The organism is Mycobacterium yunnanensis, assembly GCF_025823185.1.
Lineage (GTDB): Bacteria > Actinomycetota > Actinomycetes > Mycobacteriales > Mycobacteriaceae > Mycobacterium > Mycobacterium yunnanensis.
The window spans coordinates 141,452-168,408 of sequence record NZ_JACKVK010000003.1 but is presented as its reverse complement, the minus strand read 5'-3'; the positions used below and the strand labels follow the sequence as shown (position 1 = coordinate 168,408).

Below are 26,957 nucleotides of genomic sequence, written 5' to 3'. Positions count from 1 at the left end.
ATCACGGAGAAGCCGTCAGGACTTGGGGTGTTTGCCGTCCACGACCTCGGCCGGGTACTCGTCGTAGAACTCCACATAGCCCTCCTCACGACCGGCCAGCACGTAGATCGGGTCGTCCAGGTCGGCGGTCTCGCCGGCATCCTCGTCGCCCTCGCCGGTGTTGCCGCCATAACCCTGCTTGCGCAGGTCGCCCTTCTGACTCTTAAAGGTGGAGGTGTGGGCCAGTTCGGAGGTGATGCGGACGAACAGCGGGACGGCGTACGCGGGAAGGTGCTCGTAGACCGCCTTGGCGAGCGCCTTCCCGTCGAAGTCCTTGCCCTCCTTGAGCTGAATGGCCGCCATGCCGGCCTTGCCACCCGCACCCTCCACCTCGACGCCGAACACCGTGGCTTCCTCGACCTGCGGGTCGGTGGACACCGCGGCCTCGACCTCAGTGGTGGCGACGTTCTCGCCCTTCCACCGGAACGTGTCGCCGAGACGGTCGGTGAAGGCGGCGTGGCCGAAGCCCTGGGACCGCATCAGATCACCGGTGTTGAACCAGACGTCGCCCTCCTTGAAGGCGTTGCGCACCAGTTTCTTCTCGGTGGCTTCCTTGTCGGTGTAGCCGTCGAACGGCTGGAAGCTGCTGACCTTGGACAACAGAAGGCCCGGCTCGCCGGTCTTGACCTTGTGCACCCGGCCGTCGTCGCCCCGCGCCGGCTCGCCGGTCTCCTCGTCGTACTCGACGAAGGCGATCGGCGACGGGCAGATCCCCGTCGTCTTGTCGACGTTGAACACGTTGAGAAAGGCGGTGTTGCCCTCGCTGGCGGCGTAGAACTCGCACACCCGCGAGATGCCGAAGCGCTTGGTGAAGTCGTCCCATATGGTCGGGCGCAGGCCGTTGCCCGCAATCACCCGCACGCGATGCTTGCGGTCGGTGGGCTTCTCCGGCTGGTTGAGCAGGTAGGCGCAGACCTCGCCGATGTACACGAACGCCGTCGCGTCATGACGGATGACCTCGTCCCAGAACTTCGAGGCCGAGAACGACTTGCCGAGGGCGATGGCCGACCCGGAGTTCAGCACCGACGACAGCGCGACCGTCAACGCGTTGTTGTGATAGAGCGGCAAGCAGCAGTACAGCGTGTCGTCACTGGTCAACCGCATGCCCAGCCCGCCGAAACCGGCCAGGGCCCGCAGCCAGCGGTAGTGGGTCATGACACTGGCCTTCGGCATCCCGGTGGTGCCCGAGGTGAAGATGTAGAACGCCTTGTCCTTGGCCTGGACCGCGCTGGTCGTGACGGGGTTGGTGGCGGGCGCCGAGGTGGCCTGCTGAATCAGCTCGTCCAGCGTCATGAGCCCGTCGGTGTCGGCCTCGCTCTCTCCGATCGGATCGACGAAGTCGTTCTCCGCGACCACGACCTTCGCGTCGAGCAGGCCGATGCTGTGCGCAAGCACCTTGCCGCGCTGGTGGTAGTTGAGCATTCCCGCGACGGCACCGCACTTGACGATGGCGAGCATCAGGAGCACCGAATGCGGGGAGTTTCGCAGCATCGCGCCGACCACGTCGCCGGGGCCGACCCCGCGCGAGGCCAGTACCGCTGCGTAGCGGTTCACGGTCTCGTTGGCCTCGCGGTAGGTCAGCCGCTCGTCCTCGAACTTGATGAAGGTCTTGTCGGCGTAGCGCGCGGCGCGGTCCTGAAACACCTTGCCAATGGAGGTCTTGGCCGTGGGACGGGCCAGGAATCCGGTGACGACGCCACGGGCGATGACCGGCGCGTCCTTGATCAGTCCGGGCAACCTCGGCGCGATGTCGAGGAGGCCGACGTTACTGCGGGTACCGGATTTCTCGTCGCTCACGCCGCAACCATAACCGCGTCGTGGCAACCGTCACACAGGTGGTACGTCGCGACCGTTCGTCGGCGCGCACGCGTCGAGTGCCTCGTCGACCTCGGTGGCGACGATCAAGCGGTCCAGCGCGGCTGCCCCGACGTAGCCCGTGCCCACCAAACCCCTCAACCACACCAGCAGTCCGTCATAGTGGCCGAAGGGGTCGAGCATGACCAACGGCTTGTCGTGCATGCCCAGGTAGCCCGCCGTCCAGGCCTCGAAGAACTCCTCCAGCGTGCCGATGCCGCCGGGCAGCACCAGGAACGCGTCGGCCCGGTCCTCCATCACCTGTTTGCGCTGACGCATCGTGTCGGTGACGACCAGTTCCTCGGCGTCCACGTCGGCCAGCTCGCGGTGCACGAGGGCCTTGGGAATCACGCCGATGGTGCGACCGTTGTGCGCCCGTGCAGCACCCGCCACCGCGCCCATCGCCGAGACGTTCCCGCCGCCCGACACCAGCGTCCAGCCGCGGTCGGCGATCGCCTCGCCGACGCCGGAGGCCAACGACAGCAACTCTCGATGGGTGGGACCGGAGGCGCAGTAGACGCAGACCGCCCACGGGCCGCGAGATTCTGGGGCATCTGAGGATTCAGCGGACACGGGAGCAAGGTACCCCGCGCCTCTGGTCGCCGATTTGGCCGATGGCGGCGGCTCGAACCGCCATACTGCGGCGGTGTCCGACGGACCCGATGGGGCGAACGCAGCCGACGAGGCGCTGGAGCGGGGCGACCTCGCCGCCGCCGAGGAACTGGCCCGGCGTGCGCTGCACGACGACGGGTCGTTGGCAGCCCGGTTGACCCTCGCCCAAGCGCTCGCGTGGCAGGGCCGGGGACGCGACGCCGATGCGGTGATGTCGGAGGTCGACGAATCGTCGTTGGACGACGCCGATCTGGTGGCATGGGCGTTGCCGCGGGCGGCGAACCAGTTTTGGATGCTGGACCAGCCCGAGCGGGCGACCGCGTTCTTGAGGACCGTCCGTGGGCGGGTTCGCACCGCCGGCGCCGGGGCGACGTTGGACGCTCTGCTCGGCACGTTCACGATGAACGCCGGCAGCCCCGTCCGTGCGGTCGCACTGGCACGCGACGTGCTGGATTCGCCGACTGCTGACGAGCAGGCCATCGGCTGGGCCGCTGCCGCGGCCGCCCTGTGCCACGCCAGGATGGGCGACTTCGACGACGTCGACGCGCTCGCCGAGCGGGCGATCGCCGCGGGCCACCCTGGGTTGCTGCGCTTCACCAGCGCGTTAGGGCAGACGACGGCGCTCGTGTTGTCGGGGCGGCTCGACCGGGCGCGCGAGCTGGCCCAGGGGTTGCTCGACTCGACACCGCCGTCGCAACCGAGCCGGGCGATCGCAGGACTCCTCGTAGCCGACGTCCTGATCGCCGCGGGCGACGCCGAGACCGCAGTGCCGTTGCTGGAGGATGCCGCGGCGAGGCTCGCCCCGACGGGCTACTCGTGGGGGCCGTTGGCGTGGATGCTGTTGGCACGGGCGTTCGGTCAGCTTGGACGGGCCGCCGACGCCGGCCGTTCGCTGGCCAAGGCCGAGTCGCGCCACGGCCTCAAGTCCATGTTGTTCGCACCCGAGCTGTCACTGGCGCAGGCGTGGACGGCGGCCGCGCAGGGTGACGGGCCTGCCGCAATCGGTGCGGCGCGGGAGGCGGCACGCGCGGCCGAACGCGGCGGTCAGTCTGCGGTCGCCCTTCGTGCGTTGGTCGACGCGGTGCGGCTGGGTGACGCCCGGGCGGCCGACGCGATCGAGCGGCTCGAGGTGCGCTGCGCCGTCGGTCCCGTGGCCCTGAGCCATGCCAGGGCGTTCGCGGCCAAGGACTGCGACGCCCTGGAGTCGACAGCACGTGACTTCGAGGAGTTGGGCATGCGAGGCGTCGCCGCAGATGCGTTGCGGCAGGCGCAGAGTTGCCGCGCTGGCGGGTAGCCGAGCCGACTTAGAATTGGGCGTTCGAGTGATCAAGGGGGCAGTCGGTGAGTGTGCTGGACGGTTTCCTCGCGACGTGGTCCAACGCGCGCGACACCTTCGGCCAAGGCGCTCCCGCCACGGGTGAGCAATTCGACCAGAGCGGCCCCCTGACGACGATGCAGTCGCACGTGCAGTCGGCCACACCAGGGTCGCGCTGGACCGGCGCCGGCGCCACCGCCTATGACACCGCCAACGCCGACCACGGCAAGGTCTTCGGAAAGCTGGCGGCACTGGATCAGCAGTTGAGCAGCCACGTCAACGCGTCGTCTCAAGTAGTCGCGGCCGGCCGGCAGAATCTCGAGACGATCCGCAAGTGGGTGCTCGATTCCGCGGCGGCCGTCCCACCGGGCAAGAACCATGACCAAATGGTCATGCAGATCGTGAACAAGGGATTGGGGCGACTCAGCGAGATCGTCACGAAGTCCAACGGGGATCTCGCCACCATCGGCGAGAAGATCCGCGGGCTCGGCGGGCAGTACGACGCGCTGGGGAATCAGAAGTTCGCTCCGAAGGAGGTGGTGGGTGACGGCGTTCTCGGGGAGGACGACAAGAAGGATGAGGAGAAGAAGAAGAACGACGACAGCGGTGAACAGGGACGCGAGGACGGCGATTCGTTGGCCGACGGCACGCTGTCGCCCGAAGAGGAGAAGCGGTTGCAAGAGGCAACCACTCTCACACCCGAGCAGAAGATTGCCCTTGACCAGGGCAATCTGACCATCCCCCCCGAGCGGATGGCGTACCTGAACGGCCTCTCCGACTCGCTGGACGGCAAATCGCCCGGCGAGATCAAATCAACTCTTGACAGCCTTCCGCCGGCGGACGCCAAGGCGGTGTCGAACGCGTTGCACTTGGTCGGTTCCGACGTCGTCAAGACCTCTGTCGACCCTTCGATCAAGCCTGGAGATGCCGGCTATGTCCCGCCGACTGGCGGTAAGGAAAACCTGCCGACAAGCATCCAAGAAGTCTTCGACGCCCCGCTCAAGAATTCAGCGGTGCCCGAGCAAGTCATCGGCCCTGACGGCAAGCCCCGGATCGAATTGCCAGATCCGAACAGGCCATACAAATTCCTCGACGAATATCGAGACATCGCCGCGATCTCCAACTACGGAGACCACGATCTACAGCGCAGCAGCGCCCTGAACGAGGGCATGCTCGCCGAATCCCGTGAACTCTTGAGCGACTACGACAGCGACCACCGGCCGAATCCGGGGCTCGGCACCGCCTGGGGCCACGAAAATGTGGATCCGACACTGCAGGAACTTCTCTCGGCGTCATCGCACGACCCGATTGCCGTGCACGATGCGTTCGCCGGCGTGGACGGCCACTCGCCGAATGACGACTTCATACGTGACGTGTACCAGCACGACTGGGCCGACGACGGTAAGGCAGCCGGTGAGCTGTTCCCCTCCACCACAGACCACTCGGTTCGGGCCGGCCAGACCATGCACGCGTTCGATGCCTACGCCGGCGACAAGTACCAAGACCTACTCAACATGAACGGGGGCCGGGAATCTCTCGGGGAGGTGAACCCGAGTCTGGTGCAGTCGTTGGGCGACGCGAACAAGCCCTATATCGACGACATGGTCGGCGCTAACCTCGATGGCACACAGGGTTTCGACAAGCTCGACACTGGGGCAAACGCCAACAACATGCGCGGACTGTTTGCCGTAATCGACTCAGATCTCACGGCTGAGAAGAGCTTCAATGATCACGCGACCGCGACGTGGCGCGACATCGTTGCCAACTACTCGCAAAACCTTGCAGGATCAGGCATTCCCGACGGGGACCTCTTGGCGGCCGCGGGCAAGCTCACGGGTGCGCAAGACATGGGCGAGTACATCCACCAGCTAGATATGGGCAAGAGCGAATACGAGGCCTCGCTGGAGGCGTGGAACAAAAGGGGCGAGTGGTACGACAGCCTCCACGACATCGGGGCAGCGATCCCCGGTTTGCAGGACGCCGTCGACGTCTACGACGGCATTCCGGGTGACCCGCTCAAAGATCTGTTCGTCGGTGAGCAGCCGACACAGAGCACGATTACTCCGATGCCGCTGCGCAATCTCGACGAGATCACCCATCCGATCGTCGCCTACCTTGTCAGCCAGCAAGTAGGCGATCTGGGCGACTTGGCGCCGTACGTGCGTGACGGCGTGCTGGACGCAGACGCCCCGACGAGGTACGTAGACGATTATCTTTCGAGAGTTGGAGGCGGCAACGAGCTCCCCTATGTCGAGTGGGCGAATGCCTACCAGACCTCGATCTACGTGTCCGAAGGCGAGTTCGACAAGATCAAGCCGCCGGAAGGATGAGAGCGTTGTCGAAGTTCAGCGTATGGATCCTGTTCGCCGTGACGATCTCAGTCGTCGTCAGCGCATGCCATTCCACACCCGCCCCGCCGCCACCGACGTCCGGTCCCGCGCCGCAACCCGCGGACTGGCCGGAAAACCTGACCGACTTCCGCTTCCGCTGGAGTGCGGATCCCGGATTTGCCCTAGACACCGGCTGGGCGGTGCCACTACGGGCCTATGTCGAGTCGCTTCGGGTCATCTTCTACACCCGAGACCCAGACGCCGGCTATCCAGGATTGGAGCGTGTGACTCCTGAGTCACCGGCGAAGTTCTCGTCGGAGTGGAAGAAGCTAGCATTGCCGCAGCGAGATCTTCGCGGCACCGGGGGAAGAGTGGACGTCGAGAACCCGCGGAATCGTTTCGCAGGCAATGAGGAGTTGTATGTCCTCAAGGCCGAACCTATCGCGTCCGGTTTCCGCGCGTTCGTGTGTGACTCGACCTTTGGCGTGTACAAGGGCACCAATGGCTCCCAGTTCAGTCCATGGGGCCTCGAGTCGGTCACGCAAGGCTTCGATCCCGACTTCACCAACATGGCGGTGTGGCGAATCGAATTTAGCGACCAAGATCCGCGCGCGGCGGTACCGGCACCGCTATCGCCGCAGACGGCGCAGCGGGGACCAGAGCCCGCACCACGTGGGGACGTGTTCGGTCCGTGGTTCGTGATCGGCGCCGCCGAAGTCGGCGCCTGGTATGACGTCGATGCGCCGAGCCCTCCCGTTATCGAGGAAGCGCGTGCCGCCGAGACTGCGATGAGGGATCAATGCCTCGCGAAGTATCCGCTTACTACCGAGCAGCGCAAGAAGATTTCTACGACGCCGATCGCCACCCTCCCTGAGGTGAAGCCAGCCGCGCCCGGTTGGCCCTCCGCTCCGAAGTAGTACCGCCGCAGGCGAACTACCGATCCAATCCATCAGCCGCAGGCAGACTTGCTGCGAGCGGTGCGCGCAAATAATCCTGTGGCGAGTGGTATCCGCAAAACAAGATGCGCGAATGTCACCCGACGACGCGGCGTGCTCTTTACACGGGCACCCACGACGCACCCCCACCGCACGGCGACGCCATACCCGGCTGGCCCGCAGAATCGAATTAGCTACTCACGACAGCGGGATCCGGATCGTGATGCGGGTCCCCGGCTGACCGAACCCGACGTCGAATTCCCCACCACAGGCGAGCACCTTCGTACCAATGGACGCCAATCCGATGTGCCCCTCGTCCTGACTCTTGGTGATGGCGGCCTGCGAGAGTCCGACCCCGTCGTCGGCGACGGTCAGCACCGCAGTCGCGGCATCGCGCCGCAGCGTGATCCAGATCGTCTGGGCACGAGCGTGTTTGACGGCGTTGGTCACCATTTCCCGTGCGGCACCGAACAGTACGTAGTCGGCGTCGAAGCGCTCGTCGTCGGGCCAGTCGTCCACGTCGACCTTCACCCCGACATCCGGCCGCTCGGCGACCCCCGCCGCCAAATGCACGAGCGCCGCCTTCACACCCAGTCGCGCGAGGACCTCCGGGTGGAGCTCGCGTGCGACGTCGCGGAGCAACCGGGAAGCCTCGACGAGGGCGGACTCCACCCGGTCCACCGCATCGGCCTCACCGGCGCGGACGTCCTCCATGTCTTGCCGGGCGACGAGGACGTATTGCAGAGCGCCGTCGTGGACGCGTTCGGCGACTTCTTGGCGTTCGTGCTTCTCGACTGCCAGCAGCTCGTGAAGCAACTGCGTGCGCTGCTGCGCGAGTTCGGCGATCAGCTTCACCTTCGTCAACTGGATGCGCGACAGCGCAACCGAACCCGCGGCCAGACCCGCCAAGATGGCGGCGCTCAACGAGATCGACGCCCACGGTTCGGCGTTGGCCGACTGGGTGATCCAACCAACCGCGACGAACGCCACCACGGTCGGGGCCGCCACCACGGTGCTGATGTAGGGACTCAACTGCGCGGCGGCGATGAGCGGGATGAGGAACAGGCCGTTGCGCAGGACGTCCGACGTCCAGTCCTCCTCCGACGTCAAGCCCGTCAGCACCGACAACACGCCGACCACCGCGATGTCGACGCCGAGCACGAGCAGCGTCACCTGATTGACGTGTCGCGACCCAGAATCGGACCTCGTCGTCCGAACGACCCATGCGACCCAGCACGCGACGGCCACGACGTACGCCGCGCTGACGCCGACGTAGACCCACCTGCCGTGGTGCGGCGGCTCCAACAGCGCGGTGACGGCGACGAAGACGATGAGCAACCCGCGCAAGGCGCCCTGCATCAGCGAACCGTGCAGAACGTGCGTCGTCCCCGGGCGGTCTACCGCCGCCAAGCTCACATCGGTCACGGAACCGTCCCCTCCCCCTGCCGACATGCACCTCGTGACTCCGACGACTCAACGGCGATCGTAACGACGGCCACGCGCTGTTTCCTGGAAACGCCAGTCGGGAACGCTGACCAACCCGCACCGCGGCCTCGATCCTCGACTGCCGCGGATGGGCCCGTCCACGCGGCCATAGAATCGTGTGGTCGACATCGACCGCGCGAAGGGGACCAATCATGGGCGGAAAGTTCACGCTCGACGGTGCAGGCCTGACACCGCTGGCCGAGATCCACTCGCAGGTCGCCGAAGGTCTGGCGCAGCTGACCGGGGCGGGCGCTCCGCAGGCCGCCGACGTGGCCCGGTCCTTCGGCAACATCGCCTCCTCGGTCAACGACGCGCTCGCCGGCGTGACCCAAAGTCGGGGCAACACATTGCAAGCCACCAAGGGCTCCAGCGACACCATCGCCGAACTGCTCGCCAAGGCCCATCAGCTGTACACCGAGGGCGACCAAGAAGGCGCGGCCAAACTCCGCGCCGCGGCCGAGACGCTCGAGGGTTCCGAAGGCCCAGGCGGGGCCGGCGGGACGGCGGGGTCCGGCGGCACTGCGGGCGCTGCCGGAGCCGCCGGCGGCGGCGGAAGCGAGATGGCCGGCCAGATGGCCAGTCAGGTCGGGCAGCAAGTCGGCCAAATCGCCCAGGGCATCGCACAAACCGTGCAGGGACTCGCCCAAGGGCTCACCCAGCTGCCGCAGCAGATCATGCAGGGCATCCAGGGCGCGGCGGGGACGGCTACCGGGTCGGAGGCCGAATTGGCCAAGGCGGCCGAGACGACCTCGGACGAGGACCGCGACGCCGACGAGCGCACGCGCGAGGAGGACGCCGCCAAGCGCGCCGACGAGGATCGCGACGACACCCGACCGCCCACCACGGCCGACGGCGCACAGTCCGGCCGTGTCGCTGACGCCGGGCCCGCCCCCGTGGCACCGCCTGCACCGGAACGTCCGCAGCCCGCACAGACACGGCCGCAGCAGGTCTCGCGCTAGGACAGCACCCCGTGCGCCAGGTGCAGCCGGCGCCGAACACCAATCGAGGCCAGGAAGGCCTCGTCATGGCTGACCACCACGAAGGCTCCGCGATACGCGTTGAGCGCCGTCTCCAACTGACCCGTGCTGACCAAGTCGAGGTTGTTGGTCGGCTCGTCGAGGAGGAGCAGTCGAGGAGCCGGCTCGGCGTTCAGCACGCACGCCAGCGTCGCCCGCAGCCGTTCCCCACCCGAGAGCGCCGCCACGGGGAGGTCGGCATGCTCGCTCCGAAACAGGAACTGCGCCAACAAGTGCATGCGCCGGGTGTGCGTCAGCCCCGGTGCGTACGCGGCGAGGTTCTCGCCGACGGTGCGACGAGGGTCGAGCACGTCGAGCCGTTGTGACAGGTAGGCGATCCGCTCGTCGGCACGACGCACCTCCCCGCGCTCGGGCAGCAGGTCACCGCCGAGCAGCCTCAGCAGCGTCGACTTGCCCGTCCCGTTGGCCCCGGTCAACGCGATTCGTTCCGGGCCGCGGATGTCGAGGTCTATTCCGTTGTGTGCGAACAATTTTCGGTCCCCCACCCGCACCTGCAGACCGCGGGCGGTCAGAAGCGTGCGACCGGCCGGCACGTCGGTCTCGGGCAGGTCGACGACGATGACGTCGTCCTCGCGCACCGCGCGCTCGGCGTCGTCGAGCCGACTCCGCGCGTCACCGACGCGTTTGGCGTGGACGTCGTCGGCCTTGGCCGCCGATTCCTGGGCGTCGCGTTTGAGCTTGCCAGCCACGATCTTCGGCAGGCCGGCGTCCTTGACGTTGCGCGCCGCGGTGCTCGATCGCCGCGCCGCCCGCTCCCGGGCCTGTTGCATCTGGCGGCGCTCGCGCTTCAACGACTGCTCGGCCGTGCGCACGTCGGCCTCCGCGGAATGCCTCGCCGCGTCGACGGCCGCCTCGTAGTCGCTGAAGGCGCCGCCGTAGAACCGGATGTCACCCCGATGCAGCTCGGCGATGCGAGTCATCCGGTCGAGCAGGATGCGGTCGTGGCTGACGACCACCAGTGTCCCGGCGAAGTCGTCGAGCGCGGCGTACAGCCGCTCGCGGGCCTCGAGGTCGAGGTTGTTCGTCGGCTCGTCGAGCAGCAGCACGTCGGGACGTCGCAGCAGTTGCCCGGCCAGTCCCACCGACACCACCTCCCCACCGCTGAGCGAGCTCAGGCGCCGATCCATCGCCACGTGCCCAAGGCCCAGGCGGTCGAGTTGGGCCCTCAGCCGCTCCTCGACGTCCCACTCGTCACCGATGGTGGCGAACACCTCCTCGGAGGCGTCACCGGCGGCCAGCGCGTCCAGCGCCGCGATGACCGGTGCGACGCCGAGCACCTCGGCGACGGTGCGCCGGGCCTCGAACGGCAGTGTCTGCGGGAGGTACCCGACGGTGCCGTCGACGACGACACCGCCGGAGGTGGGAAGTAGCTCTCCGGCAACGAGTTTGAGCAGAGTGCTCTTGCCAGCCCCGTTGGGGGCGACCAAGCCGGTGCGACCGCCAGCGACGGTGAAGGTCAGGTCGGAGAACAGCGGCGTGTCGTCGGCCCAGCCGAAGGACAGACGTGACGAGACGATGGAAGACATGGCTGAGAGCTTTCTCAATGGTGCCCGAGGCACGGGCAGGCGACGACGGAAGAACGTGCTCCGAGCTATCCGGAGAGGTCGTCACCCAGCATGAGTTCCATGGTATCGGCGTCAGTCAACCAAATATTGGCGCAGCATCTCCGTGGCCGCGGTGATCTGGCGGACGTCCACCCGTTCGTCGACCCGGTGGGCCATGTTCGGATCGCCCGGCCCGAAGTTGACTGCCGGAATGCCGAGCGCGGCGAAGCGTGCGACGTCGGTCCACCCGAACTTGGCGCGCACCTGACCCCCGGCCGCGCGCACCAGTGCCGCGGCGGCGGGTTCGGTCAACCCGGGCAGCGCCCCGGCGGCAGCGTCGGTCCGTTCGATCTCGACGTCCAGACCGTCGAGCACCTCGCGCACGTGCGCCTCGGCCTGCTCGACGCTACGGTCGGGCGCGAAGCGGAAGTTCACCGTGACCGACGCCGCGTCGGGGATGACGTTGCCGGCAATGCCGCCCTCGATGCGCACCGCGGACAACCCCTCCCGGTACGTGCAGCCGTCGATCTCGACGCTGCGTGCCACATAGGACGACAGCCGGTCGAGCACGGCTCCGAGTTTGTGAATCGCGTTGTCGCCCAGCCAGGATCGCGCCGAGTGCGCCCTGGTGCCCGAGGCCCGCACCACGACGCGGATGGTGCCCTGGCAGCCGGCCTCGATGAAGCCACCGGAGGGTTCACCGAGAATCGCGACGTCGGCCCGCAGCCAGTCGGGCAGCTCGCGCTCGATGCGGCCGAGTCCGTTGGCGCTGGATTCGATCTCCTCGCAGTCGTACATCACCAGCGTGACGTCGTGCGACGGGTTGGCGACCGTGGCGGCCAGGTGCAGGAAGACCGCGTCACCGGACTTCATGTCCGACGTGCCACAACCGAACAGTTCGTCGCCGACGCGACGGCTGGGCACGTTGTCGGCGGCTGGGACGGTGTCGAGATGACCGGCCAGCAGCACCCGCGTCGGCTTCCCCAGGTTGGTGCGAGCCAGCACGGCGTCGCCGTTGCGGATCACCTCGTAACCGGAAGCCTGGGCGTGCAGCGCGGCCTCGACCTCGTCGGCGATGAGCCGTTCGTGCCGCGATTCGCTGGGGATGTCCACCAGGGCAGCGGTCAGTTCGATCGGATCGGCTCGCAAGTCCAGCGATGAGCCGCGTGCGCGAAGAGCCGAAGGAGGGGCCACGATGTTCGAGGCTAGTCCAGTAGCCTCTGAGCGTGACTTCAGCATCAGGTGTGGGCGTGGCAACCATCACGGCCGAGGGGACGGTTCTCGACGCGTGGTTCCCCGAGCCCGAACTGGACGCCGACGGGGACACCGGCACCGTTCGCCTCTCGGTCGCCGAGGTGAGCGCCGAGCTCGGTGAGCTGGAGACCCGGGACGCCGAACGCGACGTCGACGTCGTGATCGTGCGCACCACCATCGCCTCTCTGGAGGACAAGCCCGTCGACGCCTTCGACGCCTACCTGCGGCTGCACCTGCTGTCGCATCGACTGATCGCTCCGCACGGCGCGAACATGGACGGCATCTTCGGCGTGCTGGCCAACGTGGTGTGGACCAACCACGGCCCGTGCGCGGTGGACGGTTTCGAGCTGACCCGCGCTCGACTGCGCCGGCGTGGGCCGGTGACCGTGTACGGCGTCGACAAGTTCCCCCGGATGGTCGACTACGTGGTGCCCACCGGCGTCCGGATCGCCGACGCCGACCGGGTGCGCCTCGGCGCCCACCTCGCGTCGGGGACGACGGTCATGCACGAGGGTTTCGTGAACTTCAACGCCGGCACGCTGGGCACGTCGATGGTGGAGGGCCGCATCTCCGCGGGCGTGGTCGTCGGCGACGGCTCCGACGTCGGCGGCGGCGCGTCCATCATGGGCACCCTGTCCGGTGGCGGCAAGGAAGTCATCTCCGTGGGCCAGCGTTGCCTGCTGGGCGCCAACTCCGGTCTCGGGATCTCCCTGGGCGACGACTGCGTCGTCGAGGCAGGCCTCTACGTCACCGGCGGCACCAAGGTGACCACCTCCGACGGTCAGACCGTGAAGGCGAAGGATCTCTCCAGCGCCAACAACCTTCTGTTCCGGCGCAATTCGGTGTCCGGGGCCGTCGAAGTGGTCTCCCGCGACGGCACCGGCATCACCCTCAACGACGCACTGCACGCCAACTGAGGTCTACCGGCACCTCGACACGCGCATCATCGCGACGCCGTGCGCCGGAACGGTTTGGGCCACGTCGCCTCTGGTCGTGACCTCCGAGTGCTGCCACAGGTCACGCACCGTGAAGCACTGACTGCCCGACAAACCGACGGCATGGGCGTCGGTGCGAATCGCCACCGGCTCGGCCCCGGAATTGAACAGCGCTACCGCCACCGATCCGTCGACCAGAGGTTTGACGATGATCCGCGGATCGGCCAGCAGCGGTAAACCCTGCAGCACCAAGGGATCCTGGTCGACGGCGATGACCTCGCGATTGGTCAGGATGGCTCGGGTCTGCTCGTCCATCGACCGCACGTCGTTGCCCGCGAGCAACGGCGCCGCCAGCATCGCCCACAACGAGAAGTGCGCGCGCTGTTCGACGTCGGTCAGATCGGGTCGCTGGGAGCCGAGCGCCATCGTGGGGTGTCCGAGGGCGAACTGCGACCACCCGATGCCGACGACCAGCATGTCCGGGTCGTTGACGTGCCTCGGCCCGTCATGGGGCGCACTGGGGCCGGCGGCCGCGAACGCCTGCGTGACGCCGGCCAGCCCTTCGGCCCACAGCTCCTGGTCTCCCCAGGCCGGCACCAGGTCCATGGCGTCACGACTGACGTCGGCGATGCGTGACCAGTCGTATTCGGTGCCGGCGTCGGTGTCACCCGAACTGTTGGGGTTGATGCTGTAGACGATGTGACGCCCGCTGGCCCGCAACGCATCTCGCATCGCAGCGAAGTACTTCACCTGATCGGTGTGGCCGGCGTCGAGGCGGCACCAGTCGTACTTCAGATAGTCGACGCCCCACTTGGCGAACATGCGCGCGTCGGCTTCTTCGTGTCCGGCACCGCCGATGCGCGGGTCCTGACCGCACCCCTGGTTGAAGGGGCTGTGATAGATGCCCAGCAACATGCCCCGCTGGTGGGCGTACGCGGCGACCGCCGCGATGCCGTGCGGGAACCGGACGGGGTCGGCTCGCAGATCGCCGTTGGCGTCACGGGTGGACGCGGCCCACCCGGCGTCGAGGTTGACGTAGCGGTAACCGGCGTCGCGCATGCCCGATGCGACCATCGCGTCGACGGTGTCATCGACGGCTTGCTCACTCAGGGGAATGCCGGAGTTCCACGAGTTCCATCCCATCGGCGGGGTTTGCGTGGGGCGCGACGCTGGGCTGGGCGACGAGCACGCGGCCAGCACGGCGACGCATGCCACCAAGCCCCACAGTCGTCGCACGCGACGATAGTGACATCGCCGTCTGCGAGAAGGCATCGAAATACCTGTGGGTTGGACGTCCGGGCGCCAACCGCACCTGTCCGACTGGCGACCGGAGGGCCCACTTTTCTCGGCGACGCAAATTCAAGATCACATTCGGGATGGACGGACACCAATAAGACAATTGTCAGTGGACGACACAATTACAGTTTGCGGAACCAACCCGTCCTTCGTCACGATCTTCGAGGGTGCGGCCGCACGTCGCCGCATTGGGTGGAGCCACCGCGTTAGCCAGTTCGACGGCTGGTGGTCGAACATGCTGGCTGCGGCCAGATTTGAACGGCATCCAAGCGAAGCTGGAGAATCCGACAAGCATCCGCACCGCGCCTTCGCGACCACCGGTCAAGCCTCATTGACCCGAACGTCGAATTCGCGAGTTTTGCCAGCAAATTGTTTTACGAGGGCGTAAGTTGCTCCTTGCGCGACTCTGACGAATTCCCGTTGCAGCGCCTCGCAACATCACGCCAGTAGAGAGGTGGGTACCCCCATGCCCTCATCAGCCAGCCGTCGCGCCGCTCAGGTCCGTGCACGACACCGCAAGGACGGTCGACGCGCCCAGGCCGTGTACCCGACCTTCCGCCTCGAGGGTCCGTCGCCCCTGAACGCACCGTCCGGACAACCCGCCTTCGCGCGGCACGTCGGGCGCGTGGGTGCACTTGCGGTAGCCCTCGGCGTCGGCGTCGCGGTGGCCACTGCCACCGGCGCCGGCCTCGCCGCCGCCGACGAAGGCGCAACGGACTCACCGGCGGGCTCGACCGGTGCGTCGGGTGCATCGTCCTCGACGGCTTCGGCTTCGGCTTCGGCGGCGACCTCGGCGACGACTGACTCACCCCCGGCCGGGTCCAGCACGTCGACGTCGCCCACCGAGACCGCGACCACGGCGGGATCCGGCGCGGCCTCGACTCCACATGGGGACACCGGTTCCACCGTTCCCGAGATGGTGGTCAGCGCCTCCGGCGGCGCCAATACGTCGGTGGGCCAACGACCCGTCACCTCGAGCTCCGCATCGGCCGACTCCACCTCGGTCGCCTCATCGGGCACAGCCCCGAAGCACGACCGGCCGACGACGCCAGCCGCGTCACCCGGAGCCTCCTCAGCGGTGGCCGCGTCGGTCACCACCACCACCCCGCTTCGGGAGGCCTCGACCAGAGCGGTGGCGCCTGACACCGTCGACGCCGGCACCCATGCCGTGGAGACCCCGCAGAGCAGCGTCACCCCGGTCGCCGACGTGCCGACATCCGAACTCGTTGCGCCAGTGCCGAGTCCGTCGACGACCGCCCTCACCGTGGTGCCGGCACCGCCCGACACGCCCGGGCCCTCGGTTCCCGTCCAATCGCCGTTGGCATGGACCTTGCTGGCCTGGACGCGTCGCGAGGCTCAGCGAAGCGTCGACGCGACGACGACCACGGTGTCCAACGACATCTACGCCACCTTGGTGGACACCGCGGTCAGCGGCAGTGTGCTGGACAACGACACCGCCCCCGCGGGTGATTCGCTCGTCGTCGATTCGCACACCGATCCAAGCCACGGCAGCGTCACGATGCAGTCCGACGGAACGTTCACCTATCAACCGCAGCAGGGTTACGTCGGGCCCGACGAATTCGACTACACGGCAATCAGTGTCGGCACCGGGTCGTCTGCATCCACCGTGGTGAGCATCGCGGTGCTGCCGAACCAGCCGCCGACCGCCGTCGACGACTCCTTCACCACGTCGAGGACGCCCTTCACCACGTCGGCGACGTCCAACGACTCGGGTTCTCAGGCGGGCTTCGTCGTCGTCGCTCACACCGACCCGGCCAACGGCTCGGTCACGATGGACGAGACGGGCGTGTTCACCTACACGGCGCACCCGGGGTTCCTCGGCGAGGACTCGTTCACCTACACCATCGCCGATTCGCGCAACCAGACGGCGACCGCCACCGTCACGATCACGGTGGTGAACGCCGGATACACCCCACCACCGTTCGTGGTCGGCGATGCCGTATTCACCCCCGTCGACACCGCGGTGTCGATTACGGTGCTCGCCAACGACTTCGGCTTCTCGGGCAACCCCTTGACGGCGACCGTGGGCAACCAGCCACGCTCCGGCGTCGTCTCCGACGACGGCACCGGCACCTTCGTCTACACTCCCAACGCCGGATTCGTGGGCGTCGACTCGTTCACCTACGCCGCCGCCGACGGTGTGGGTGGCTCCTCGACGGCCACCGTGACCGTGAACGTGGGACGCTACTTCAACGACCCGTTGGTCGGCCGCGACTACTACGACGCGACCAAGGACACCCCTCTCGTGGTGAGTCCCCAGTGGGGGGTGCTGTCCAACGACTTCGACCCTGACGGCGACTCGATGACCGCGGCGGTCACCCAGCAGCCCGCGTACGGCACCGTCGTGATGGCGTCCGACGGCTCGTTCGTCTACACCCCTGCGGCCGGGTTCCTCGGCCAGGACGTCTTCAGCTACACCGCAACCGATTCCACGATGGCGGCCAACACGACCACCGTGACCATCACCGTCAAGGTGGCGCCCAACCTTCCCCCGCAGGCGAACTTCGACGGATATCAGACCTACGTCGGCGTACCCGTCACGCTGGATCTCCTAGCCAACGACTCCGATCCCGAGGGCGCCCCGCTGACCGCCCGCATCGTCACCAAGCCCACGTCGGGCACCGTCACCACCAACTCCGACGGAACGTTCACCTACACGCCCGCAACCGGTTTCGTCGGCACGGTCGAGTTTCGGTATGCGGTGTCCGACGGCGTCAACGAGGCCGAGGCGAACGTGATGGTCACGGTGGTCGAGGAGAATCATGCACCCACCGCCAACGACGACGCCGTGACGTTTCCAAACGGCATTCAGGTCATCGTCGACGTGCTTGCCAACGACACCGACCCCGAAGGAGATTACCTGTACGTGTCGGACTACGGCACCCCCGCTCACGGTACGACGGGCGGAAACCTCGGCGGCACCATCGAATACACACCCGAGCCCGACTTCTCCGGCACCGACCAGTTCACGTATCAGATCAGTGACGCCTTCGGCAACACCAGCACCGCCACCGTCACCGTCACGATTCTGCCCCCGAGGATCCCGCCGACGGCGAACGACGACACGGCCGTCACGGCGATGGACACCCCGGTCGACATAGACGTCCTGACCAACGACTCCAATCCCAGCAACGACGTCCTGACCGTGGCCATCGACACGCCGCCCGACCGCGGTCAGGCGAGCGTCGCCCAGGACGGCACGCTGCACTACACGCCGCCGCCCGGATTCACCGGAATCGACTACGTCAGTTACACGATCACCAACGCCGCGGGCATGGTCAGCTTCGCCAGCGTCACGATCACCGTCACCGGTTCCGACGACGGAGGCAGTCCGTCCGAACCCGGCGCAACCCGGTTCACCGTCTCGACGGGCACGACGCTGAGAGTGACCGCGGCGAAGGGCGTCGTCGGCAACGACTACCTCGCTCAGGGCGCCAGGGCCGGCCTCGTCGACGGACCGACGCACGGCACGCTGAGCCTGAACGGTGACGGAAGCTTCGCCTACACCCCGGCGACGGGATTCGTCGGGACCGACTCGTTCACGTACTACATCGGCACCAGCGAATGGGGTGACGGGCCCTTCACGGCGACCGTCGAGGTCACCCCGTCCGCGGGCGCCGTCGTCGGCGTGCCGACGGTCGAGGTGGCCTACGGCAACGGCGGGCTGCCGTCATGCCAAAGCGCTTGGCTGCCAGGCATATATCAGCAGGATGACGTCTGGCCGCTGTGCTCCCAGCCCGAGGTCCGGCGACTCTCCGACCGCATGTGAGGGGAGTCAGTCCCTGCCAGAGAGGACGCAGAATTCGTTGCCCTCGGGGTCGGCGAGCACCACCCATGATTGATCGCCCTGGCCGATGTCGACCCGGCGGGCGCCAAGGGCGAGCAACCGACGCACCTCGGCGTCCTGGTCGTCGGGGGTGAAGTCGAAGTGGATGCGGTTCTTCACCGCCTTGCCCTCGGGCACCGCGAGGAACAACCAGTCCGGCCCGGCATTCGTGCGCAGCAGCACGTCGCCGTCTTCGTCGGTCTCGGCGGGCCAGCCCAGCGCTTCCGACCACCATCGGGCCAGCGCCTCGACGTCGTCGGCGTCGATGCAGATCTCGGAGAACCTCAGACCCATCGTCACTCCCCTCGCGTCAGTTCCTTCTTCATGACCTTGCCCATGGCGTTGCGGGGCAACGCGTCGACGATCCGCACCTCGCGCGGACGCTTGTGCACCGACAGTTGATCGGCAACGTAGTCGATCAGCGCCTCCGGCCGTGCCGATCCGACGACGAACGCGACGATCCGCTGGCCGAGATCGTCGTCGGGCATCCCGACCACCGCGACCTCGGCGACGCCGTCGTGTCCGAGCAGCGCGGTCTCGACCTCGCCGGCCCCCACCCGGTAGCCACCCGACTTGATCAGGTCGACCGATTCCCGCCCGACGATCCGGTGCATGCCCTCGTCGTCGACGACGGCCACGTCACCCGTGCGGTACCACCCGTCGGCATCGAACGCCGCCGCGGTGGCGTCGGGCAGGTCGAGGTACCCGTCGAAGAGCATGGGACCCCGAACCTCAAGGCGCCCAATCGATTCCCCGTCGTGCGGGACCAGCGTGCCGTCGTCGCCCGTCAAGCGGGTCTGGACGCCCGCCAGCGGAAGTCCGACCCAGCCGGGCCGCCGCTCACCGTCGGCCAGGGTGCTCAGCGTGATCAGCGATTCGGTGCTGCCATAGCGTTCGACCGGCGCGTGACCCGTCAACGTGGCCAGCCGTTCGAAGACGGGGACGGGCAGCGGCGCACTGCCCGACACTAGTAGCCGCGCCGAGGACAGCGCCAGCGCGGCGTCGGCGTCACCCGCGATGCGCGACCACACCGTCGGGACGCCGAAGTACAGCGAACCGGCGGCCTCGGCATAGGCGGCCGGAGACGGCTTTCCCGTGTGCACGAAGCGGTTTCCGATGCGCAGCGACCCCAGCAGACCCAGGATCAGCCCGTGGACGTGGAACAACGGCAGGCCGTGGACCAGGGTGTCCTCGGGCGTCCACGACCACGCCGCGGCGAGGGCGTCGACGTCCGCCGCGATCGCGCGCCGACTGATGAGCACGCCCTTGGGCGGGCCCGTTGTGCCGGAGGTGTACATGACCATGGCGGTGGCGTCCGGCGACGGCTCGGCGTAGCGGTGCCACGACCGGGCATGCAACCGCACCGGCACGTGCGGTAGCCCCTCGGTCTCCTCCGGCAGCTCTCCAAGCCAGGCCTGCGCACCGGAATCACCGAGAATGTGGCGGCGTTCGGCCTGGCCGACGTCAGCGGGAACGGGGACGACGGGCACGCCTGCAATCAGGCAGCCCGCGATGGCGAGCACCGTACTGGCCGACGGCGTGGCGAGCACCGCGATGCGACGGGCTCCTCCGACACGTTCGGCGACCGAGGTCGCGGCGCCGACGAGGTCGCTGCGGCTCAGGCTCACCCCACCGATGCGCACCGCGTCGGCGAGGTCGCGGCCGGCAGCGACGGCCGACGGGTTCAGAGAGGCCAACAACACACGCGCGACGCTACCGTGGGCGGGCAATACTGGTCGCGTGGATCCCATAGAACGCGTCAGCTCACGCCAGGTGTACCGAAACGCATGGATGGCCGTCCGGGAGGACGACATCCGACGACCCGACGGCAGCCTCGGCATCTACGGGGTCGTTGACAAGCCGACCTTCGCGCTGGTGATCGCGCGTGAGGACGAGGGGGGTCGCTACCGGCTCGTCGAGCAGTTCCGCTACCCCATCGGGCTGCGGCGGTGGGAGTTCCCGCAGGGCACCGCCCCCGGAACCTTGGACGGCGACGAGCCGCCGCCGGCCGACCTCGCCGCCGACGAACTGCGGGAGGAGACGGGCCTGCGCGCGGAGTCGATGCAGGTGCTCGGCCAGCTCGACGTCGCCCCGGGAATGAGCAGCCAGCGCGGCTGGGTCTTCCTGGCCACCGGCATCACCGAGGGCGAGCACGAACGGGAGCTGGAAGAGCAGGACATGCACAGCGAGTGGTTCACCGGCGACCAGATCGACCAGATGATCGTCGACGGCACCATCACCGACGCCCAGAGCATCGCGGGGTGGATGCAGCTGCGGCTCGCCGAGCGTCGGTGATCGGCCGGCTGGCCGGGGTGCTGCTCGCGACGGCCGTGATCGCGGGATGCACGGCCCCCGTCGCGTCCGCCGGTGTGCGGCTGCCTCCGACCACGGGGGCGTTCGACTACCAGCTGGGCGGCACAGCCGACACCCCAGGGTTGGCGGTCGTCGCCCGCGACGCCACCGCCACACCCATGCCCGGGGCCTACAACGTCTGCTACGTCAACGGCTTTCAGACTCAGCCCGGCGAGGGTCAGCGATGGCTGCGGGAGCACCCCTCGGCGGTGCTGCGCGACGGTGGCGAGCCCGTCACCGACCCCGACTGGCCCGACGAATACGTCCTCGATCCGTCGAGCGCACCGCAGCGGGCGGTGATCCTCGGTGTCCTCGGTCCGGTCGTGTCTCGTTGTGCGGACCAGGGTTTCGACTCCGTCGAGATCGACAACTTCGACACGTTCACCCGCTTCGACGGCGTCGACCGGGCGGGTGCGCTCGAACTGGCGCGCGCCTACGCCCGCATCGCTCACGACCGCGGGCTGGCGATTGGGCAGAAGAACGCCGCGGAGTCCACCGAATCGGGCCGTCACGACGTCGGATTCGACTTCGCCGTCGCCGAGGAGTGCGCGACCTACGACGAATGCGGCCGCTACCGAACGGTGTACGGCGACCACGTCTTGCAGATCGAATACGTCGACGATCTGCCATCGCCCTTCGACGCGGTGTGCGCGTCACCCGAGCGCGCGCCGTTGACGATCCTGCGGGATCGCGACCTCGTCGCCAGGGGCACCAAGGGTTTCGTCTACGCCCAGTGCTGATTGACCGTCAGTGCCGCCGCTCGGCCAGCGCCCGCAGGAAGAACGTCAGATTGGCGGGCCGCTCGGCGAGCCGACGCACGAAGTAGCCGTACCACTGCGTGCCGAAGGGCACGTACACCCGCACGTGGTTGCCCTCCTCGGCCAGCCGGCGCTGCTCGGCGTCGCGGATGCCGTAGAGCATCTGATACTCGAAGTCGTCGACGCCCAAGCCGAATTCACGTGCCATGGTGGGCACGGCCTCGACGATGGCGGGATCGTGCGACGCCACCATCGGGTAGCCCTCCCCCGCCATCAGGATCCGCAGGCAGCGCAGGTAGGAGTCGGTGACCTCGTCGGCGTCGCGGTACGCCACCGCGGCAGGTTCGTCGTAGGCGCCCTTGCACAGCCGAATCCTGGCACCGGCTGACGAGCGCTCGCGCGAGGAACCGACCCTGGAGCCCGCGAACTCCCGGCAGTCAGCTTCGGTTCGCTTGAGGTAGGCCTGCAGAACCGTTGCCAGCCAGGGGAAGTCGCCGCGCAGCTCGCGCACGATCGACAGCGTCGAGTCGGTGGTCGTATGGTCCTCGGCGTCGACGGTCACCCAGGCACCCGCCGCCTGCGCCTTGGTGCAGATGAGGTGGGCGTTCTCGAGGGCGATCTTCTCGCCGTCGCGGGGCAGCGCCTGCCCGAGGGCCGACAACTTCAGCGACACCTCGAGCTGGCGGGGTCCCGCTTGGTCCTCGCCACGCTGACCGAGGGCGTCGAGCAGATCGGTGTAGGCGCGCACGGTGGCGTCGGCCGCGTCGGCGTCGGTGACGTCCTCGCCGAGGTAGTCGACGGAGACGAAGCGGCGCGAATCACGAAGTCCGGCAACCGAAGTCAAGGCGTGCTCGACGGTCTCCCCTGGGACGAAGCGGTGCACCACCTCGCGGGTGACGGGCATCCGCTCGGCCGTACGGCGCAGCCCGTCGGACTTGGCGGCGGCCAGGATCACCGGACGCGCGAACTGCTGGAAGACGCCCATCGGTCAGCCCTGCATGTGGGGGTAGTCGTGCGTCACGGGGGCCACGAAGGTCTCCTTGATCGACCGTGCCGAGGTCCACCGCAGCAGGTTCATCGGCGAGCCGGCCTTGTCGTTGGTGCCGGAGGCGCGGGACCCGCCGAAGGGCTGCTGCCCCACGACGGCCCCGGTGGGTTTGTCGTTGACGTAGAAGTTGCCCGCCGCGTGGCGGAGTCGCTCCTGGGCGGTGAGCACCGCGGCACGGTCGTCGGCGATCACCGCGCCGGTCAACCCGTACTTCGAGCCGGAGTCGACGACGCCCAGCACGTCGTCGTAGCGGTCGTCGTCGTAGACGTGCACCGCCAGGATCGGACCGAAGTACTCATGGGAGAACGCCTCGTCGGTCGGGTCATCGGACAGGAGCACGGTCGGCCGGACGAAGTACCCCTCGGCGTCGTCGTATTCACCGCCGACGGCGATGGTGACCCCGGCGGCGCCCTTCGCGCGTTCGATGGCGGTGACGTTCTTGGCGAACGAGCGCTCGTCGATCAGCGCTCCGCCGTAGTTGGTCAGATCCGATACGTCCCCGTAGCTGAGCTGGTCGACGGCGTCGAGGAAGTCGTCGCCCATCTGCTGCCACACCGACCGCGCGACGAAGGCGCGTGAGGCGGCCGAGCACTTCTGGCCCTGATAGTCGAACGCACCCCGAATCATGGCCGTGCGCAACACGTCTGGGCGGGCTGAGGAATGGGCGACGACGAAGTCCTTGCCGCCGGTCTCGCCGACCAGCCGGGGGTAGGTGTCGTAGCGGTCGACGTGGGAGCCCACCTCGCGCCACAGGTGCTGGAACGTCGCGGTCGAACCGGTGAAGTGGATGCCGGCCAACCGGGGGTCGGCCAGCGCGACCTCCGAGACGGCGAACCCGTCGCCGGTGACGAGGTTGATCACGCCGGGCGGCAGTCCGGCCGCCTCGAGCAGCTGCATGGTCAGGTATGCCGAGAACGTCTGTGTCACCGAGGGTTTCCACACCACGGTGTTGCCCATCAACGCCGGCGCGGTGGGCAGGTTGCCTGCGATCGCGGTGAAGTTGAACGGGGTGATCGCGTAGACGAAACCCTCCAGCGGGCGATAGTCGGTGCGGTTCCACACCCCGGGAGAGCTGACGGGCTGCTGGGCCAGGAGCTGACGGGCGAAGGCGACGTTGAACCGCCAGAAGTCGGCGAGCTCGCAGGACGAGTCGATCTCGGCCTGGTAGACGCTCTTGGACTGGCCGAGCATGGTGGCCGCGGCGAGCTTGGCGCGCCACGGTCCGGCGAGCAGGTCGGCGGCGCGCAGGAAGACCGCGGCGCGCTCGTCGAACGGAGTCGCCTCCCAGTCGCGCTTGGCGGCCGTCGCGGCGTCGACTGCCGCGCTGGCCTCGGCGTGACCGGCGTTGGTCAGGGTGCCAAGTACTGCGCTGTGGCGGTGCGGCTGGACGACGTCGACGCGCTCACCGTCACCCATCCGGTGCACCCCGCCGATGACGTGCGGCAGGTCGACGGGGTCAGCGGCATTCACCGCGCCAAGCTCGGCGAGGAGCGTGGCGCGCTCGGGGCTGCCGGGCGCATACTCGCGCACCGGCTCGTTGGTGGGGGCGGGCACGTCGGTGACGGCGGCGAAGGCACTCATGTGATCAGGGTCTCTCATCACCGACCGTCGACCTTTGGCCGATCGGATAAGACTGACGGCCGCGACCAGTAACATCGGCCAATGTGAAGCCTGCCCGCGTCGGACTGGGTCAGCTGCTGCTCGCCCTGGACGCGACCATGGTCACCCTGGTGGAGGCGCCGCGTGGGCTTGACCTGCCGGTCGCGTCGGCCGCACTGATCGACGCCGACGACGTCCGGCTCGGCCTCGCGGTCGGCGCCAGCTCGGCCGACGTCTTCTTCATCCTCGGCGTCGGTGACGACGAGGTGTTGTCGTGGTTGACCTCGCAGACGTCGCGGCGCATCCCGGCGGCGATCTTCGTCAAGGAACCCTCCGAGGCGGTGGTCGCCCGCGCGGTCGCAGTGGGCACGGCCGTCGTCGCGGTCGAACCGCGAGCCCGCTGGGAGCGGTTGTACCGGTTGGTCGACCACGTCTTCGACCATCACGGCGACCGCGCCGACCCGACGTACGACCCCAGCACCGACCTGTTCGGCCTGGCGCAGTCGATCGCCGACCGCACCCACGGCATGGTCAGCATCGAGGACGTCTCGTCGCACGTGCTGGCCTACTCCGCCTCCAACGACGAGGCCGACGAATTGCGGCGGCTGTCCATCCTCGGCCGGGCCGGCCCGCCCGAGCACCTGGCGTGGATCGGGCGGGCCGGCATCTTCACCGCGCTGCGCGCGACCGGCGACGTGGTCCGCGTCGGCGCCCGGCCCGAGCTCGGCCTGCGACCGCGCCGCGCCGTCGGCATCCACCACGTCGGTGCGGACCGCCGGCGTGGCCCGGTATTCGCGGGCACCATCTGGCTGCAGGAGGGTTCCCGGCCGCTGGCCGAGGACGCCGACGACGTGCTGCGCGGCGCAGGCGTGCTGGCGGCGAGGATCATCTCCCGCCTCGCCGCGACGCCGTCGACCCATGCGATTCGAGTGCAGGAACTGCTGGGGCTGCGCGACGCCTCCCTCGACGAGGCGCAGGTGTCGGCCCTGGCTCGCGAGCTGGGCATGGTCGTCGACGGTCGGGCCGCGGTCGTGGGGTTCGACGGATCCACCGATGCCCCGACCCGGCTCGCCGACGTTCTCGCCCTGAGCGCCAGCGCGTTTCGGCGCGACGCCCAGGTCGCCGCGGGCAGCTCACGGGTCTACGTGGTGTTCCCGCACTCCGGCAAGGCCTCGGCGGTGGCGTCGTGGACCCGAGGCGCCATCGGTGCGCTACGCAACGAGCTGGGCCTCGAGCTGCGAGCCGCCATCGCCTCTGCGGCAACGGGGTTGGCGGACGTCGCCGCAGCACGGGTCGAGGTGGACCGCGTGCTCGACAGCGCCGAACGCCACCCCGGGTCCATCGGTCGGGTCACGTCACTGGCCGAGTCGCGGACCACGGTGCTGCTCGACGAGATCGTGACGATGATCGCCGCCGACCACCGGCTGGTCGACCCACGCGTCGCGGTGCTCCGGGCCAAGGACCCCGTCCTGGTCGACACGCTGCGGGCCTATCTGGACGCCTGCGGCGACGTGGCCGCGGCGGCGTCGGGTTTGCACGTGCACCCCAACACCGTGCGATACCGGGTGCGACGCATCGAGGAGATCATCGACGCGTCGCTACTGGATCCCGATGTGCGATTGCTGCTCTCGCTGAGCCTGCGGGTGGGCTGATTCCCATTCCCCCGAGTGTGCAGTTGTGTCACGCAGACTCGCGTGGTGACGTGACACGAGCCCACACTCGGCGGGCCGTACACAGGTGACGGTTCATCCACGAGACGGCGCCGGCGGCGTCCCCGATCGGGGAGAGCGAGTGCCGGGCATGGTTCCGTCATTGCGTGCATCCGATCAGCGGACCCTTCGTCGGGACGGAAGCCATGGCTAGGGGGCATTTCACCCGGCGGACGTTGCGCAGTCGAAACCAGATGATTCATCGCAACGTGTTCCTGCCCGCCGGCCACGAAGTCACCGCTCGAGACAGGGCCGTCGCGGCATGGCTGTGGTCAGGTCGACGCGCCACGGTCGCCGGGCTGTCGGCCTCGGTCTTGCACGGCTCGCAGTGGGTCTCTCCCACCGAGCCCGCCGAGCTGACGCGGACCGAAGCCAGCTCGAACGGCATAGTCGTGCACCGCGAGACCCTGTTCGACGACGAGGTGACGGCGGTCGACGGAATGTCGGTCACCACACCAGCCCGGACGGTCTTCGATCTTGGCCGTCGGAAGGGCTTCGAGAAGGCGGTGATTCGAGTGGACGCACTCGCCAACGCCTGCGGCGTCAATGCCGCGCTGGTGGGCCCGTTGCTCGAGGCACACCGTGGGGCGCGGGGGCTCGTGCAGCTGCGCGAGGTCCTCGACGTGATGGACGGCGGAGCCGAATCACCGCAGGAGACGCGAACTCGGCTGTTGTTGAGGAGAGCGAACTTTCGCGCGCCGCGCACACAAATCGAAGTCGTCGACGACGTCGGATACCCCTTCGCGCGCATCGACATGGGATGGGAGGAATTTCGGGTCGGCGTCGAGTACGACGGGGCGCAACACTGGACCGATCACGCCCGCTTCGCTCGTGACATCGACAGGCACGCCACCCTCGCCGCCCTCGGCTGGCGAATCGTTCGCGTCAGCGCCGACCTGTTGCGCCGCCGCCCGAGGGTGATCCTGCAACGAGTGTTCGCCGCGCTTGAGGCCTCGGGGTGTCCGTGGCTCGACGAATGTGCAGAAATGCCACGGCTGCGGGCATGAC

19 protein-coding genes and 1 pseudogene are annotated in these 26,957 nt (G+C 68.2%); 10 read left to right on the top strand and 10 right to left on the bottom strand.

What is annotated here, in order from left to right; all coding sequences use genetic code 11:
* Window positions 1-15: 15 nt before the first annotated feature.
* Together fadD6 and log are read right to left on the bottom strand one after the other, a co-directional pair.
* Window positions 16-1,836 carry a long-chain-acyl-CoA synthetase FadD6 gene (gene fadD6 / locus H7K45_RS04535; protein ID WP_263994579.1) on the bottom strand — a complete coding sequence of 607 codons (1,821 nt, stop codon included), beginning with the start codon at window positions 1,834-1,836 and terminating at the stop codon, window positions 16-18.
* A gap of 30 nt (window positions 1,837-1,866) precedes the next feature.
* Window positions 1,867-2,466, bottom strand: coding sequence for a cytokinin riboside 5'-monophosphate phosphoribohydrolase (gene log / locus H7K45_RS04530; protein WP_263994578.1), 600 nt, complete (start codon window positions 2,464-2,466; stop codon window positions 1,867-1,869).
* A 94-nt stretch (window positions 2,467-2,560) separates the two neighbouring features.
* On the opposite strand from log, the pseudogene H7K45_RS04525 reads away from it, so the two are divergent.
* The 3 genes and pseudogenes from H7K45_RS04525 to H7K45_RS04515 form a co-directional block, all read left to right on the top strand.
* Window positions 2,561-3,799, top strand: a pseudogene (locus tag H7K45_RS04525) (AAA family ATPase); the annotation flags it as partial.
* 47 nt (window positions 3,800-3,846) lie between these two features.
* Window positions 3,847-6,150, top strand: a complete 2,304-nt coding sequence (locus H7K45_RS04520) for a TPR repeat domain-containing protein (protein WP_263994577.1) — start codon at window positions 3,847-3,849, stop codon at window positions 6,148-6,150.
* Between the two features lie 5 nt (window positions 6,151-6,155).
* Complete coding sequence (locus H7K45_RS04515) at window positions 6,156-7,067, top strand: hypothetical protein (protein ID WP_263994576.1); 912 nt, start codon at window positions 6,156-6,158, stop codon at window positions 7,065-7,067.
* Window positions 7,068-7,283: 216 nt separating this feature from the next.
* Here the strand turns inward: H7K45_RS04515 and H7K45_RS04510 are convergent, their stop codons facing one another.
* Window positions 7,284-8,510: a sensor histidine kinase gene (locus tag H7K45_RS04510; RefSeq protein ID WP_263994575.1), complete on the bottom strand. Its 1,227-nt coding sequence runs from the start codon at window positions 8,508-8,510 to the stop codon at window positions 7,284-7,286.
* Between the two features lie 212 nt (window positions 8,511-8,722).
* Here H7K45_RS04510 and H7K45_RS04505 point away from each other — a divergent pair, with 212 nt between their 5' ends.
* Window positions 8,723-9,529 (top strand): type VII secretion target, encoded by an 807-nt coding sequence (locus tag H7K45_RS04505; protein WP_263994574.1) that lies wholly within the window; start codon window positions 8,723-8,725, stop codon window positions 9,527-9,529.
* On the opposite strand, the gene H7K45_RS04500 is transcribed toward H7K45_RS04505, so the two are convergent.
* Entirely contained in the window at window positions 9,526-11,133 is a 1,608-nt protein-coding gene (locus tag H7K45_RS04500) for an ABC-F family ATP-binding cassette domain-containing protein (protein ID WP_263994573.1), read from the bottom strand. The genes H7K45_RS04505 and H7K45_RS04500 overlap by 4 nt on opposite strands.
* Before the next feature lie 111 nt (window positions 11,134-11,244).
* A complete protein-coding gene (dapE, locus tag H7K45_RS04495) occupies window positions 11,245-12,306 on the bottom strand; it encodes a succinyl-diaminopimelate desuccinylase (protein ID WP_263994737.1) in 1,062 nt (353 codons plus the stop codon).
* A gap of 65 nt (window positions 12,307-12,371) precedes the next feature.
* Between dapE and dapD the strand changes: the two genes are divergently transcribed.
* On the top strand, window positions 12,372-13,322 hold the full coding sequence (dapD, locus tag H7K45_RS04490) for a 2,3,4,5-tetrahydropyridine-2,6-dicarboxylate N-succinyltransferase (RefSeq protein ID WP_263994736.1): 951 nt from the start codon (window positions 12,372-12,374) through the stop codon (window positions 13,320-13,322).
* A 3-nt stretch (window positions 13,323-13,325) separates the two neighbouring features.
* Here the strand turns inward: dapD and H7K45_RS04485 are convergent, their stop codons facing one another.
* Entirely contained in the window at window positions 13,326-14,576 is a 1,251-nt protein-coding gene (locus tag H7K45_RS04485; protein ID WP_263994572.1) for a glycoside hydrolase family 27 protein, read from the bottom strand.
* Window positions 14,577-15,102: 526 nt separating this feature from the next.
* Here H7K45_RS04485 and H7K45_RS04480 point away from each other — a divergent pair.
* Complete coding sequence (locus H7K45_RS04480) at window positions 15,103-18,426, top strand: Ig-like domain-containing protein (RefSeq protein ID WP_263994571.1); 3,324 nt, start codon at window positions 15,103-15,105, stop codon at window positions 18,424-18,426.
* A 6-nt stretch (window positions 18,427-18,432) separates the two neighbouring features.
* Here H7K45_RS04480 and H7K45_RS04475 read toward each other — a convergent pair whose 3' ends face one another.
* Both H7K45_RS04475 and H7K45_RS04470 read right to left on the bottom strand, forming a co-directional pair.
* On the bottom strand, window positions 18,433-18,777 hold the full coding sequence (locus H7K45_RS04475) for a VOC family protein (protein ID WP_263994570.1): 345 nt from the start codon (window positions 18,775-18,777) through the stop codon (window positions 18,433-18,435).
* A gap of 2 nt (window positions 18,778-18,779) precedes the next feature.
* Window positions 18,780-20,186: an acyl-CoA synthetase gene (locus H7K45_RS04470; RefSeq protein ID WP_263994569.1), complete on the bottom strand. Its 1,407-nt coding sequence runs from the start codon at window positions 20,184-20,186 to the stop codon at window positions 18,780-18,782.
* Between the two features lie 37 nt (window positions 20,187-20,223).
* Here H7K45_RS04470 and H7K45_RS04465 point away from each other — a divergent pair, with 37 nt between their 5' ends.
* Both H7K45_RS04465 and H7K45_RS04460 read left to right on the top strand, forming a co-directional pair.
* Window positions 20,224-20,778, top strand: coding sequence for an NUDIX domain-containing protein (locus H7K45_RS04465; RefSeq protein ID WP_263994568.1), 555 nt, complete (start codon window positions 20,224-20,226; stop codon window positions 20,776-20,778).
* Window positions 20,745-21,575, top strand: a complete 831-nt coding sequence (locus H7K45_RS04460) for an endo alpha-1,4 polygalactosaminidase (RefSeq protein ID WP_263994567.1) — start codon at window positions 20,745-20,747, stop codon at window positions 21,573-21,575. Before H7K45_RS04465 ends, H7K45_RS04460 begins: the two co-directional genes overlap by 34 nt.
* Before the next feature lie 7 nt (window positions 21,576-21,582).
* On the opposite strand, the gene H7K45_RS04455 is transcribed toward H7K45_RS04460, so the two are convergent.
* The gene (locus tag H7K45_RS04455; protein ID WP_263994566.1) at window positions 21,583-22,578 is read right to left on the bottom strand and encodes a proline dehydrogenase family protein; all 996 of its coding nucleotides are present in this window, start codon (window positions 22,576-22,578) and stop codon (window positions 21,583-21,585) included.
* Window positions 22,579-22,581: 3 nt separating this feature from the next.
* Window positions 22,582-24,222 (bottom strand): L-glutamate gamma-semialdehyde dehydrogenase, encoded by a 1,641-nt coding sequence (gene pruA, locus H7K45_RS04450; RefSeq protein ID WP_263994565.1) that lies wholly within the window; start codon window positions 24,220-24,222, stop codon window positions 22,582-22,584.
* Window positions 24,223-24,359: 137 nt separating this feature from the next.
* Between pruA and H7K45_RS04445 the strand changes: the two genes are divergently transcribed.
* Window positions 24,360-25,892: a PucR family transcriptional regulator gene (locus tag H7K45_RS04445; protein ID WP_276069569.1), complete on the top strand. Its 1,533-nt coding sequence runs from the start codon at window positions 24,360-24,362 to the stop codon at window positions 25,890-25,892.
* A 203-nt stretch (window positions 25,893-26,095) separates the two neighbouring features.
* Window positions 26,096-26,956: a PDDEXK-like endonuclease domain-containing protein gene (locus tag H7K45_RS04440; RefSeq protein ID WP_263994563.1), complete on the top strand. Its 861-nt coding sequence runs from the start codon at window positions 26,096-26,098 to the stop codon at window positions 26,954-26,956.
* The last annotated feature ends 1 nt before the right edge of the window (window position 26,957 follow it).

Excerpts from the sequence above, each read along its gene's own strand:
- H7K45_RS04475 (WP_263994570.1), bottom strand. The coding sequence starts at position 18,777 with ATGGGTCTGAGGTTCTCCGAGATCTGCATCGACGCCGACGACGTCGAG.
- H7K45_RS04455 (WP_263994566.1), bottom strand. The coding sequence starts at position 22,578 with ATGGGCGTCTTCCAGCAGTTCGCGCGTCCGGTGATCCTGGCCGCCGCC.
- H7K45_RS04480 (WP_263994571.1), top strand. The coding sequence starts at position 15,103 with ATGCCCTCATCAGCCAGCCGTCGCGCCGCTCAGGTCCGTGCACGACAC.
- H7K45_RS04440 (WP_263994563.1), top strand. The coding sequence starts at position 26,096 with ATGGCTAGGGGGCATTTCACCCGGCGGACGTTGCGCAGTCGAAACCAG.
- H7K45_RS04445 (WP_276069569.1), top strand. The coding sequence starts at position 24,360 with ATGGTCACCCTGGTGGAGGCGCCGCGTGGGCTTGACCTGCCGGTCGCG.
- pruA (WP_263994565.1), bottom strand. The coding sequence starts at position 24,222 with ATGAGTGCCTTCGCCGCCGTCACCGACGTGCCCGCCCCCACCAACGAG.
- H7K45_RS04500 (WP_263994573.1), bottom strand. The coding sequence starts at position 11,133 with ATGTCTTCCATCGTCTCGTCACGTCTGTCCTTCGGCTGGGCCGACGAC.
- H7K45_RS04505 (WP_263994574.1), top strand. The coding sequence starts at position 8,723 with ATGGGCGGAAAGTTCACGCTCGACGGTGCAGGCCTGACACCGCTGGCC.